The organism is Vannielia sp. ABF1_015, from assembly GCF_056160745.1.
Map to the genome: position 1 here is coordinate 2,230,397 of NZ_JBSWXT010000001.1, position 12,191 is coordinate 2,242,587.

Annotated in this window: 13 protein-coding genes; 12 read left to right on the forward strand and 1 reads right to left on the reverse strand. The window is 67.1% G+C overall.

What is annotated here, in order from left to right:
• The first annotated feature begins 141 nt into the window (after positions 1–141).
• The 12 genes from ACXAG6_RS11190 (at position 142) to ACXAG6_RS11245 (ending at position 11,380) form a co-directional block, all read left to right on the forward strand.
• Positions 142–1,302 carry an isovaleryl-CoA dehydrogenase gene (locus ACXAG6_RS11190; protein ID WP_475337952.1) on the forward strand — a complete coding sequence of 387 codons (1,161 nt, stop codon included), beginning with the start codon at positions 142–144 and terminating at the stop codon, positions 1,300–1,302.
• On the forward strand, positions 1,299–1,619 hold the full coding sequence (locus ACXAG6_RS11195; RefSeq protein ID WP_475337603.1) for a hypothetical protein: 321 nt from the start codon (positions 1,299–1,301) through the stop codon (positions 1,617–1,619). Before ACXAG6_RS11190 ends, ACXAG6_RS11195 begins: the two co-directional genes overlap by 4 nt.
• On the forward strand, positions 1,616–2,110 hold the full coding sequence (locus ACXAG6_RS11200) for a lysozyme inhibitor LprI family protein (protein ID WP_475337604.1): 495 nt from the start codon (positions 1,616–1,618) through the stop codon (positions 2,108–2,110). Before ACXAG6_RS11195 ends, ACXAG6_RS11200 begins: the two co-directional genes overlap by 4 nt.
• The gene (locus ACXAG6_RS11205) at positions 2,107–2,925 is read left to right on the forward strand and encodes an EcsC family protein (RefSeq protein WP_475337605.1); all 819 of its coding nucleotides are present in this window, start codon (positions 2,107–2,109) and stop codon (positions 2,923–2,925) included. Before ACXAG6_RS11200 ends, ACXAG6_RS11205 begins: the two co-directional genes overlap by 4 nt.
• Positions 2,922–4,526, forward strand: a complete 1,605-nt coding sequence (locus ACXAG6_RS11210; RefSeq protein WP_475337607.1) for a carboxyl transferase domain-containing protein — start codon at positions 2,922–2,924, stop codon at positions 4,524–4,526. The genes ACXAG6_RS11205 and ACXAG6_RS11210 overlap by 4 nt, the downstream gene beginning before the upstream one ends.
• Before the next feature lie 10 nt (positions 4,527–4,536).
• Positions 4,537–5,016 (forward strand): hypothetical protein, encoded by a 480-nt coding sequence (locus tag ACXAG6_RS11215; RefSeq protein WP_140014646.1) that lies wholly within the window; start codon positions 4,537–4,539, stop codon positions 5,014–5,016.
• A complete protein-coding gene (locus tag ACXAG6_RS11220) occupies positions 5,009–6,937 on the forward strand; it encodes an acetyl/propionyl/methylcrotonyl-CoA carboxylase subunit alpha (RefSeq protein ID WP_475337609.1) in 1,929 nt (642 codons plus the stop codon). The genes ACXAG6_RS11215 and ACXAG6_RS11220 overlap by 8 nt, the downstream gene beginning before the upstream one ends.
• Before the next feature lie 49 nt (positions 6,938–6,986).
• Positions 6,987–7,637: a glutathione S-transferase family protein gene (locus ACXAG6_RS11225; RefSeq protein WP_475337610.1), complete on the forward strand. Its 651-nt coding sequence runs from the start codon at positions 6,987–6,989 to the stop codon at positions 7,635–7,637.
• Positions 7,631–8,488 carry a hydroxymethylglutaryl-CoA lyase gene (locus ACXAG6_RS11230; protein WP_475337611.1) on the forward strand — a complete coding sequence of 286 codons (858 nt, stop codon included), beginning with the start codon at positions 7,631–7,633 and terminating at the stop codon, positions 8,486–8,488. Before ACXAG6_RS11225 ends, ACXAG6_RS11230 begins: the two co-directional genes overlap by 7 nt.
• The gene (locus tag ACXAG6_RS11235; protein WP_475337613.1) at positions 8,485–9,264 is read left to right on the forward strand and encodes a crotonase/enoyl-CoA hydratase family protein; all 780 of its coding nucleotides are present in this window, start codon (positions 8,485–8,487) and stop codon (positions 9,262–9,264) included. The genes ACXAG6_RS11230 and ACXAG6_RS11235 overlap by 4 nt, the downstream gene beginning before the upstream one ends.
• A gap of 140 nt (positions 9,265–9,404) precedes the next feature.
• Positions 9,405–10,379, forward strand: coding sequence for an XdhC family protein (locus ACXAG6_RS11240; RefSeq protein ID WP_475337615.1), 975 nt, complete (start codon positions 9,405–9,407; stop codon positions 10,377–10,379).
• Positions 10,376–11,380, forward strand: a complete 1,005-nt coding sequence (locus ACXAG6_RS11245; RefSeq protein ID WP_475337616.1) for a molybdopterin-binding protein — start codon at positions 10,376–10,378, stop codon at positions 11,378–11,380. The genes ACXAG6_RS11240 and ACXAG6_RS11245 overlap by 4 nt, the downstream gene beginning before the upstream one ends.
• 180 nt (positions 11,381–11,560) lie before the next feature.
• Here ACXAG6_RS11245 and infC read toward each other — a convergent pair whose 3' ends face one another.
• Positions 11,561–12,055, reverse strand: a complete 495-nt coding sequence (gene infC / locus ACXAG6_RS11250) for a translation initiation factor IF-3 (RefSeq protein WP_475337617.1) — start codon at positions 12,053–12,055, stop codon at positions 11,561–11,563.
• Positions 12,056–12,191: the final 136 nt, after the last annotated feature.

The following is a 12,191-nucleotide window of genomic DNA, read 5'->3' on the forward strand; positions in this document are numbered from 1 at the left end:
CCTGTCCCTGTAAGTGGTCAAGTGAGAGAGCGGCCGTTGCCCCGGCCGCTCTCTCTGCGTTTCGTGCAGGGGAATCGTTGACCCGGCCCGCTAGCTCTTCTACTATTTGAACGCTTGTTCAATAAATGGGAGGAGCGGGCGATGTTTGCAGGGCAGTTGAAATTTGACCTTGGCGAGGAGGTTGAGGCGCTGCGCGACATGGTGCACCGCTTCGCGCAGGAGCGGATCAGGCCGATCGCCGCTGAGGTGGATGCCACCAATGAGTTCCCCGCCGCGCTTTGGCAGGAGCTAGGTGAGCTGGGCTTGCTCGGCGTCACGGTGCCGGAGGAGTTTGGCGGGGCGGGGATGGGCTATCTCGCTCATGCGGTGGCGGTTGAGGAGATTGCCCGCGCTTCGGCTTCGATCTCTCTCAGCTATGGGGCCCATTCCAACCTCTGCGTGAACCAGATCCGGCTGAACGGCTCGCCGGAGCAGAAGGCGAAGTATCTGCCGGGGCTGGTGAGCGGTGAGCATGTTGGCGCGCTGGCGATGAGCGAGGCGGGGGCGGGCAGCGACGTGGTGAGCATGAAGCTGCGCGCCGAAAAGCGGAACGACCATTACCGCCTGAATGGCACGAAGTACTGGATCACCAACGGGCCGGATGCCGATACGCTGGTGGTTTATGCCAAGACCGACCCGGACGCGGGCAGCAAGGGGATCACGGCGTTTCTGATCGAGAAGTCGATGGTGGGGTTCTCCACCTCCAAGCATTTCGACAAGCTCGGGATGCGCGGCTCCAACACTGCCGAGCTGGTGTTTGAGGACGTGGAAGTGCCGTTTGAGAACGTGCTCGGCGAGGAGGGCGGGGGCGTGCGTGTGCTGATGTCCGGCCTCGATTATGAGCGTGTGGTGCTGGCGGCGATCGGGCCGGGGATCATTGCTGCCTGTCTGGACGAGGTGATGCCCTATCTTGCGGAGCGAAAGCAGTTCGGGAAGCCGATTGGCTCGTTCCAGCTGATGCAGGGCAAGATTGCCGACATGTATGTGGCGCTGAACTCGTCGCGCGCCTACGTTTACGAGGTCGCCAAGGCCTGCGACCGGGGCGAGGTGACGCGCGCCGATGCGGCGGCCTGCTGCCTTTATGCCTCCGAGCAGGCGATGGTGCAGGCGCATCAAGCGGTGCAGGCGATGGGTGGCGCGGGCTTCATGGCCGATGCGCCGGTGGCGCGGCTGTTTCGCGATGCCAAGCTGATGGAGATCGGCGCTGGCACCAGCGAGATCCGGCGGATGCTGGTGGGGCGTGAGTTGATGGGCGCGGTATGAGGGCGGCGCTGGCGCTCTTGCTGATGGCCACGGGATTGGAGGCGCAGATGATGACCAAGCAGCCCGGCACCTATGACGCGATTATTGCGCGGCTGGACGCCTGCCTAGAGGCGGGCGGCGATGATCGGTCTTGCGTGGAGGCCGCGTTGGGCGAATGCCTGAACGCGGGCAATTACGAGGGCTGCATGGTGCACCTTGCCGAGGCGATGATGGCGCGGGCCGAGGCGGCCTGCTCGGGTGGCTTGCCAGACCCGGCCTGCAAGGCGCGAGCGGCGGGCGAGGCTTTGATCGGGGCACGCAAGGAAGCCGCGAAATGAGGTGGATGGCGATTTTGCTGGTGATGGCTGGCCCGGCGGCGGCGCAGGAGCTGTCTTTCGATCCGTTGATCGCGGAGGAGTGCGAGGATCAGCGGCCCGAGCTTTCGGAGCGCGAGCAGTGCATCGGCTGGGCGGCGAATGCCTGTATGGAGAACTCCGAGGGCGGGCAGAGCACCGTGGGGATGAACGGGTGCCTCGATGCCGAGTGGCAGTATTGGGACGGGCGGCTGAACCAGCATTACAAGGAGGCCATGGCGCGGGCGAAGGCGTTTGACGTGGATATGGCGACGGCGGAGAACGGTTTACTCTCGGCGGAGGAGACGCTGCGGGGGATGCAGCGGGCGTGGATCACCTTTCGGGACGCCAAGTGCGAGTTTGTCCGGTCGCAGTGGAGCGGCGGCACGGGGCAGGGGCCGGCGATGCTGAGCTGCCTGATGCAGGAGACCGGGCGGCAGGCGCTGTGGCTTCAGGTGCAAGCGGGGAACATGTGAGCGAGAAGGGCGATCTTCCAGACCGTGACCGCCGGTTTGAGGCGGCCTTGGCCGCTGCACTGGCGGAGCAGGAGAAATATGAGAAAAAGCGCTACAGCCGTATGGGGCGCGGGGCCGAGAAGGCGACGGCGCCTCTTGGGGGCTTGTTGCGCCGCGTTGTGCCGTCTGGCGTGTTGCGCCGGGCTTTGGTGCTCGCCGACAGGGGCGCTGGGCTGACCTTGCCCGCCGCCAGCCATGATACCGATGATCTGGCCGCCTGCGATGCCACCGCGCTGCGGGTGCAGGGCTGGGCGGCGGGTTCTGGTGCGGCTTCTGGCGGGGCGGCGGGCTGGTTTGGCGGGCTTGGGATGACGCTGGATATTCCGGCGACGATCAGCCTTGCCGCCCGGACGGTGCGAGCCACCGGGCAGGCCTATGGCTTTGAGGGGGAGGGCGAGGAAGAGCTCGTGTTTCGCCTGATGGTGCTGGAGCTCGCCACAGTGCGCGGGCTGGAGGGGCGCAAGGAGAGCCTTGGCAAGGTCAACCAGCTCGCCAAGGAGTTGCAGGCCCCCGAGGTGCGCTATGTGCTGGAGAAGGGCGCGGATTGGGTGGTCGACAAGGTGATCGACCGGGTCGCGCGGGGCCTTGGCACCGATCTGCTCAAGCGCAAGGCGGCACAGGTGGTGCCGCTGGCAGGCGCGGCGATTGGCGCGGGCGTGAACGCGAGTTTTCAGACGGATGTGGCGCGAGCGGCGCGTTATGGTTTCAAGCTGCGGTGGCTAATGCACCGGCGGCTGTTGCCTGCGCCGGAAGCGGAGGCCGGGGAGAAGGCATGAAGTTGCAGTCGAAGATATCGGTGAAATCCGAGGAGTTTGCGGCCAATCGCGCGGCCTCGGAGGCGGCGCTGGCCCGCGCGCGGGAGGCAGCAGAGGCGGCGGCGCTGGGCGGTGGAGAAAAGTCGCGCGCGCGCCATGAGAGCCGGGGCAAGATGCTGCCGCGCGACCGGGTGGCGGGGCTGCTCGACCCGGGCTCGCCCTTTCTGGAGGTGGGCGCGACGGCGGCGCATGGGATGTATGGCGGCGATGCCCCTGCGGCGGGGATGATCGCCGGTGTCGGTCGGGTGAAGGGCCGCGATGTGATGGTGCTGGCCAATGACGCCACGGTGAAGGGCGGCACTTATTATCCGATGTCGGTGAAGAAGCACCTGCGGGCGCAGGAGATTGCAGAACAGTGCCGCTTGCCTTGCGTTTATCTGGTGGACAGCGGCGGGGCGAACCTGCCGAACCAGGATGAGGTGTTTCCGGATCGCGACCATTTTGGCCGGATATTTTACAACCAGGCGCAGATGAGCGCGAAGGGGATCGCGCAGATCGCGGTGGTGATGGGCAGTTGCACGGCGGGCGGGGCCTATGTGCCGGCGATGTCGGATGTGTCGATCATCGTGAAGGAGCAGGGCACGATCTTTCTGGCCGGTCCGCCCTTGGTGAAGGCGGCGACGGGGGAGGTTGTTTCTGCCGAGGAGCTTGGGGGCGGCGATGTGCACACGCGGCTCTCCGGCGTGGCGGATATGCTGGCGGAGGACGATGCCCATGCGCTGGCGCTGGCGCGGGATGCGGTTGCGTCGCTAGGCGGCTCGGGTGGTGGGCAGATTGCCCACCCTACGGGGGAGGCGCCGCTTTATGACCCGGAGGAGATTTTGGGCGTGGTGCCTGCCGACCCGCGCCAGCCGTGGGACATTCGCGAGGTGATCGCGCGGGTGGTGGACGGCTCGCGGTTTGACGAGTTCAAGCCGCGCTTTGGCGAAACATTGGTGTGCGGCTTTGCCCATGTGGAGGGCATGGCCTGCGGGATCATTGCCAACAACGGCGTGCTCTTCAGCGAGAGCGCGGTGAAGGGCGCGCATTTCGTTGAGCTGTGCTCGCAGCGGCGTATCCCTTTGGTTTTCCTGCAGAACATCACCGGCTTCATGGTGGGCAAGAAATATGAGAACGAGGGGATCGCGCGGCACGGGGCCAAGATGGTGACGGCGGTGGCGACGACGAGCGTGCCCAAGATCACCCTGCTGGTGGGCGGCTCCTTTGGGGCGGGCAACTATGGCATGGCCGGGCGGGCCTATTCGCCGCGGTTCCTCTGGACATGGCCGACCAGCCGCATCTCGGTGATGGGCGGGGCGCAGGCGGCGGGGGTGCTGGCCACGGTGAAACGCGATGCCATCGAGCGGGGCGGCGGGAGTTGGAGCGACGATGAGGAGGCGGCCTTCAAGCAGCCGGTGCTTGACCAGTTCGAGGAGCAGTCGGACCCGCTTTATGCCTCTGCGCGGCTTTGGGATGATGGGATCATCGACCCGAGGAAGAGCCGCGATGTGCTTGCGCTCAGCCTGCGGGCGGCGTTGAACGCGCCCATTGAGGAGACGCGCTTTGGCGTCTTCCGGATGTGAGGGGTGCGAGATGAAGGGAATGCCAGAGGAAGGCCGCTTTGTAACAGGCCGCCGCGACCCGGTGAGCGGGCAGCGCTGGGTGCATGTGAGCCGGGCGATGGTGGAGGCGCATCCGCAGGGGCGGCTGAACCTGCCGCTCTACGCGGCGACGCTGTTCTTCATGGGGATGGCCGCATGGCGGCTGGTGCTTTGGACCTTCGTTTTCGGCGGGTTCTGGATGCCGCTGGAGGTGATCGTGCTGCTGCTGGCTGCCGCCGCGATCTTCTTTCGGCTGCCGCCCGGCGGATGGCTCGGGGTGACGGCTTGCGGGATGATCCTTGTTGATTTTGCCACCGGCATGAAAGGCGCGTGGGGCGGCCAGCTTTGGGCCTTGGCAGAGGCCGTGGCGGCTGTGGTGGTGGGATTTTATCTGCTCACCGGCGCGAGGCCGAATTTCATCTATCGCCACCGGTTTCTGAGCGAAGCCGGGGAGGAGGATGCGGATGTTTGACAAGATCCTGATCGCCAACAGGGGCGAGATTGCCTGCAGGGTGATCGACACCTGCCGCAGGCTGGGGGTGAAGGTGGTGGCTGTCTACTCGGAGGCCGATGCTGATGCCCGGCATGTGGCCATGGCGGATGAGGCTGTTTGCATCGGGCCTGCGGCGAGCGGTTTGAGCTATCTCGACATTGGCAAGGTGGTGGGGGCCGCCTTGGAAACCGGCGCGCAGGCGGTGCATCCGGGCTATGGTTTCCTCAGCGAGAACCCGGAGTTCGTGGTCGCGCTGGAAAAGGCAGGCGTCACGTTCATCGGGCCTAGCGCAGAGGCGATCCGCGCGATGGGGCTGAAGGATGCCGCGAAGGCGCGGATGGAGGCGGCGGGGGTGCCAGTGGTGCCCGGCTACCATGGCGCGGAGCAGGATCCGGGGCGGCTGGAGGCCGAGGCGGCGCTGATCGGCTATCCGGTGCTGATCAAGGCCGTGGCAGGCGGTGGCGGGCGCGGCATGCGGCTGGTGGAGCGGGCGGAGGCGTTTGAGGACGCGCTGGAATCGGCCCGGGTGGAGGCGCTGGGGGCCTTTGGCAACGGCGATGTGCTGATCGAGAAGTTCATCGAGCATCCGCGCCATATCGAGGTGCAGGTGTTCGGCGACGGGCAGCGGGCTGTTCATCTGTTTGAGCGGGATTGCTCTCTGCAGCGGCGGCACCAGAAGGTGATTGAGGAGGCGCCCGCGCCGGGGATGACCGAAGATGTGCGCGCGGCGATGGGCGGCGCGGCGGTGCGGGCGGCGGAGGCGATTGGCTACAAGGGCGCGGGGACGGTTGAGTTTATCGTCGACGGTTCAGGCGGGCTGAGGCCCGATGGCTTTTGGTTCATGGAGATGAACACGCGATTGCAGGTGGAGCATCCGGTGAGCGAAGAGATCACCGGGGTCGATCTGGTGGAATGGCAGCTGAGGGTGGCGGCGGGCGAGCCCTTGCCCTGCGCGCAGGAGGATCTGACGATCCGTGGCCATGCGATGGAGGCGCGGCTCTATGCCGAGGATGTGCCCGCGGGCTTCTTGCCCGCCACAGGGCGGCTGAAGCACCTGCGCTTTGGCCCCGGGCGGGTGGACACGGGCGTGCGCGAAGGTGATGTGATCAGCCCGCATTATGACCCGATGATTGCCAAGCTCACCAGCCATGGTGCCACCCGTGCCGAGGCCCGCGCGGCGCTGGCCGAGGGGCTGGCGGCGACGGAGGTGGCCGGGGTTGTTACCAACCTTGGATTTCTCGGGCAGCTGATCGACCACGCGGGCTTTCGCGCCGGGGATGTGGAGACGGGGCTGATCGCCCGTGACCTTGAGGCGCTGACCGCGCCCTGCACAGAGCCGGAGCTTCTGGCGCTGGCCGCGCTGGCGGCACTTGGGCTCAATGAGGGCGGGCCGGGCGAGGGGTTTGCGCTTTGGGCGCCGTTGAGTTGGCCGGTGACACTGCTGCGGGGTGCGGAGCCGGTGGAGGGCCGGATCTCGGCGCTGGGCGGCGGGGCCTATGGCGTGGAGATCGGCGGGGTCGAGATGCGGGCCGAGCGGGCACCGGAGGGATGGCGCATCGACGGGCGCAGCATGAAGGCGCGGGCCGAGGTTATTGGCGGTGAGGTGCAGGTGTTTGGCGCCGAGCCGATGGTGTTTGCGCTGCCCGATCCGCTGGAAGTGGGCGCAGAGGCGGCGGGCGAAGGGGCCATTATCGCGCCGATGCCCGGTGTGGTGCGCAGCCTGCATGTGCGGGCAGGCGAGACGGTGCAGGCGGGAGACCGGCTGGCGGTGATGGAGGCGATGAAGATGGAGCATGTGATGCGCGCGCCCCATGATGGCGTGGTGGCCGAGCTTGCGGTGGCGGCGGGAGACCAGCTTGAGGCGGGCGCGCTGATTGTGCGGATCGAGGCAGAGGCATGAGCGCGCCGCTCATCCGCCCTTTGAGGCGTCTTCGCGGGGAGCGAGCCGCATGATCCGGCTGCATCACTGCCACGAGACACGCTCGATGCGGGTGCTGTGGCTGCTGCATGAGCTGGGGGTGGAGTTTGAGCTTGTTGTTCATCCTTTTGACAAATCGCTGCGCTCGGAAGATTACCTTGCGCTCAACCCGGCGGGGCGGGTGCCGGCGCTGGAGATTGAGGGCGAGGTCTGGTGGGAATCCGGCGCGATCATCGAGTTGCTCTGCGAGCGCTTTGCCAAGGCCGGATTGGGGCGCGCGTCGGGGCAGGCGGAGCGGGCGGATTGGCTGATCTGGCTGCATTTTGCCGAGACCGTCAGCCAGCATCTCGCCGCGCTGACTCAGCAGCACATCATGCTTTACGATGACGAGATGCGCAGCCCGGTGGTGATGAAGCTGGAGGCGGCGCGGCTGGGCAAGTGTTTGGAGGTGCTGGAGGCGCGGCTGCAGGGGCGGGCCTACCTGCTGGACAGCGGATTTTCGGCCGCCGATGTGGCGGTGGGACAGGCGATTTACATGGGCCGGCGCTTTGCCCGGCTGGATGCGTTTCCGGCGCTCAGCGCGTGGTGGGCGCGGATGGAGGAACGCCCGGCCTTTCAGGCGTCCTTGCCGCCGGAGGGGGTGGATTTGCTTTACAAGCAGGAGTTTTATGCGCCGTGGTGAAGGTGGAGATATTCGAGGTTGGCCCGAGGGATGGCTTGCAGAACGAGAAAGCCGTGATCGGGGTGGCCGAGAAGGTGGCTCTGGTGGATTGCCTCAGCCGTGCGGGCTTTGACCGGATCGAGGCGGCGAGCTTCGTCAGCCCGAAATGGGTGCCGCAGATGTCCTCGTCGGGCGAGGTGATGGCGGGCATCGCGCGCGCCGAGCGGGTGAGCTACTGGGCACTGACGCCGAACCTGAAGGGCTATGAGGCCGCGCGCGCGGCGCACTGCGACGGGGTGGCGGTGTTTGCTGCGGCCACCGAGGGCTTTAGCCGTGCCAACCTGAACTGTTCGATCGACGAAAGCCTGGAGCGCTTTGCGCCGGTGATGGCGGCCGCGAAGGCTGACGGGGTGCCGGTGCGGGGCTATGTTTCGGTGGTGACAGACTGCCCGTTTGAGGGCGAGGTTGCGCCCGAAGCGGTGGCCCGGGTGGCCGGGGCGCTGGCTCAGATGGGCTGCGCCGAGGTGAGCCTCGGCGAGACATTGGGGCGCGGCGCGCCAGAGCGGGTGGATGCGATGCTGGCCGCTGTGCTGGGCGAGGTGCCGGAAGAGCGGCTGGCCGGGCACTTTCATGACACCGGGGGGCGGGCGCTGGAGAACATCGAGGTGGCGCTGGCGCGGGGGCTGCGGGTCTTCGATGCTGCCGTCGACGGTTTGGGCGGCTGCCCTTATGCACCCGGCGCTGCAGGCAATGTGGCGACCGAGGCGGTGGCGGCCCGGCTGGCGGCATTGGGCTATGAGACGGGGTTGGATATGGCTGTGATCGCCGAGGCGGCGCAGATGGCGCGGGCGATGCGGGAGGGCGGGGCATGAGCCTGACGCGGATCGAGGTGGATGAGCGGGGCGTGGCCACGTTTTGGCTGGCACGGGCGGAGAAGCACAATGCGCTCTCGGCAGACCTGATCGACGAGGTGCATGCCGGAATCGAGCGGCTGGGGGCCGATGACGCCGTGCGCGTCGTGGTGCTGTCTGGCGAGGGAAAGAGCTTTTGCGCGGGCGGTGATCTGGGCTGGATGCAGGAGCAGATGGCGGCGGATGGCGAGACGAGGGCCTCGGAGGCGTGGCGGCTGGCGGAGATGCTGGGCGCGGTGAATGCCTGCCCCAAGCCGGTGATCGGGCGCATCCACGGCAATGCCTTTGGCGGCGGCGTTGGCATGGCCTGCGTTTGCGATGTGGCGATTGCGGCGGAGGGGGCGAAGTTTGGCTTTACCGAAACCCGCCTTGGGCTGATCCCGGCGACCATCGGGCCCTATGTGCTGGCACGGATGGGCGAGGCGATGGCGCGGCGGGTCTTCATGAGTGCGCGGATCTTCGGTGCGCAAGAGGCAGCTACTTTGGGCGTTGTGGCCGAGGTGGTGGCAGAGGGCGAGCTGGATGCGGCGGTGGAGCGGCATGTTGCGCCCTATCTGGACTGTGCCCCCGGGGCGGTGGCGGAGGCCAAGGCACTGGCGCTGCGTCTGGGCGCTGCGCCCTCGTTCGAGGCGGTGGAGGCCAGTGTGGAGGCCTTGGTGACCCGTTGGGAAAGCGCGGAGGCGCAGGAGGGGATCACGGCGTTTTTCGACAAGCGCAAGGCAAGCTGGATGGGCTGAGCTGGGGCCTGCATTGGCCCGGCATTGGCTATGCTGCGCGTTTGCGGGGCTGACGGGTTTGCCCGCTACGGAATGCGACCAAGGTGGGCGAGACATTTGCGGTGTGCGTGCTAGGTTCTGCCGGCGAGGAGGGCCTTAAGATGGCTGAGATTTCCGACAACATTCCTGCTGTTGCACTCGATTGGCATCGCGCGGGCAAGGGCGCTGTGCTGGCGACCGTGGTGGAGACATGGGGTTCGGCCCCCCGGCCCGTTGGCTCGCATCTGGCGATTTCGGGGGCCGGAGCGCTTGAGGGCTCGGTTTCGGGCGGCTGTGTCGAGGGCGCGGTGGTGGCCGAGGCCTTCGAGGCGCTGGAGCGCGGCGAGAGCCGGTTGCTGACCTATGGGGTGAGCGATGACGAGGCCTTCGGCGTTGGGCTGGCCTGCGGCGGGACGATCCGGATCTTGTTGCAGCCGATCGGTGCTGGCATGAGCGAGGCGGCGCTGGCCGAGGTGGTGGGCGCAATCATGGCCCGCCAGCCGGTGGCCTATGTGGTGGATACCGAAAGCTGGGGCAGCCGGGTGGTGGGGCCGGAGGGCTTTGCCGAGCGGTTCCGCGCCGACCGATCTGGGTTTGAGGAGGATGGCAAGACCTTTGTCAGCATCCACAACCCGCCGCTCAGGATGGCGGTGGTGGGAGCGGTGCATATCGCGCAGTTCCTCGTGCCGATGGCGCAAATGGCGGGGTATGACCCGTTTCTGGTCGATCCGCGCGAGGCCTTTGCCACGCCAGAGCGGTTTTCCGGCACCACGATCAGCCATGACTGGCCAGATGAGGCGCTGGAAGGCTGGGGGCTGGATGCGCGCACGGCGGTGGTGACGCTGACCCATGACCCGAAGATCGACGATCCGGCGATTGCGGCGGCGCTGGCCTCGGACTGCTTTTACCTCGGTTGTCTAGGCTCCACCCGGACCCATGCCAAGAGGGTGGAGCGGCTGAGCGCGGCGGGCGTAAGCGAGGCCGATCTCGCCCGCATCCATGCGCCGGTGGGGCTGAACATTGGCGCCAAGAGCCCGGCGGAGATTGCGGTGGCTGTGCTGGCGCAGGTGACCGAGGTGCTCAGGGGGCGCAAATGAGGTTTGGCCCGGTGCCGCTACGCGAGGCGGAGGGTGCGGTGCTGGCGCATTCGCAGCGCGCGGGGGGCCGAATATTGAAGAAGGGCGCGGTGCTGGACGCCGAGGCCGTGGCGGCGCTTGAGGACGCGGGGCTTTCGGAGGTTGTGGTGGCGCGGCTGGAGCCGGGTGATGTGGCCGAGGACGCGGCGGCGCAGGCGCTGGCCCGCGCGGCGGTGCCCGAGCCGAGCGAGGCGGGGCTGACGGTGACGCCGCCGCATACCGGAAGGGTGAACTTCAAGGCCACGGGCCCCGGCGTGCTGCTGGTGGATGCGGCGAAGGTTCGGGCGATCAACGCGGTGGACCCGGGGCTGACGCTGGCCACGCTCGCGCCCTTCACCCGGGTGACCAAGGGGTTGCTGACAGGCACGGTGAAAGTGATCCCCTATGCGGTGCCGGGCGCGGCGCTGGAGGCGGCGCTGGTGGTGGCGGGGGGCGCGATGCGGGTGGCTCCCGTGGTGCTGGCCCGCGCGGCGGTGGTGCTGACCGAGGTGCCGGGGCAAAAGCCCAGCGTCACGGAAAAAGGCCGCGCTGCGGTGGTTGGGCGGCTGGACGCGCTGGGGATTGCGGTGACGGCGGTTGAGGTGGTGCCCCATGCGCCGGGCGCGGTGGCCGATGCGCTGCAAGGGACCAAAGCCGATCTGGCGCTGATCCTCACCGGCTCGGCCACCTCGGACGCCCATGACGTAGCCCCCGAGGCGCTGCGCCGGGCCGGGGGCCGGGTTGACCGCTTTGGCATGCCGGTGGACCCGGGCAACCTGCTGTTTCTGGGCGCGCTGGGTGACATGCCGGTGATCGGCCTGCCCGGCTGCGCCCGCTCGCCTGCGCTGAACGGTGCGGATTGGGTACTGGAGCGGGTGGCTTGCGGAATGATCCCGGGGCCGGATGAGTTTGCCGCGATGGGCGTGGGCGGATTGCTGAAGGAAATTCCGATCCGGCCGCAACCGCGCGAGCGGCGGGGGTAGCGCGCGCGGCTTACGCGGCGTGGAATACCGGCTGGGCGTTGGGCATGCCCGATAGTCTAGGCAGTCACCGAATTGCATTCCGGCCTGCAGCCGGTTGGCGTGCGATGGCGGGCCGGGCATGAAAAAGGGCGGCCTGCGCCGCCCTGTCGTCATCTTGCTGATGGTCCGGCGGAGCCGGGCTTATTTTGGCAGCGGGTTGATCATCATGACCATCTGGCGGCCTTCCATCTTGGGCATCGACTCGACTTTGCCAATGTCCTTCACGTCTTCGGCCACCCGCTGAAGCAGGCTGCGGCCCACATCCTGGTGCGCCATTTCGCGGCCACGGAAGCGCAGGGTGACCTTCACCTTGTCGCCATTGCCGAGAAACTTGAAGACGTTGCGCATCTTCACGTCATAATCGTGGGTATCGGTGTTGGGGCGGAACTTCACCTCCTTCACCTCAATGACCTTCTGATTCTTGCGCGCCTCGGCCTCTTTCTTCTGGGTTTCGTACTTGAATTTGCCGAAATCCATGATCTTGCAGACGGGCGGGGTGGCGTTGGGGGAAATCTCGACGAGGTCCAGACCGACCTGATCGGCGAGTTCCATCGCGCGCTGGGGCGAAACAACGCCCACGTTCTGTCCTTCGTGTCCAATGAGCCGGATTTCACTGGCCGTGATGCGCTCGTTCACGCGGGGGCCTGTATCACGCACCGGAGGGGCGTTGTGGGGTCTGCGAGCTATGGGATGTCTCCTGTTTCAGCCTTGGGTCGAATGGGCGGCAAAATAGACCCGCGGCCAGCGCGGTTCAAGCGGATTGCGAGGTGGC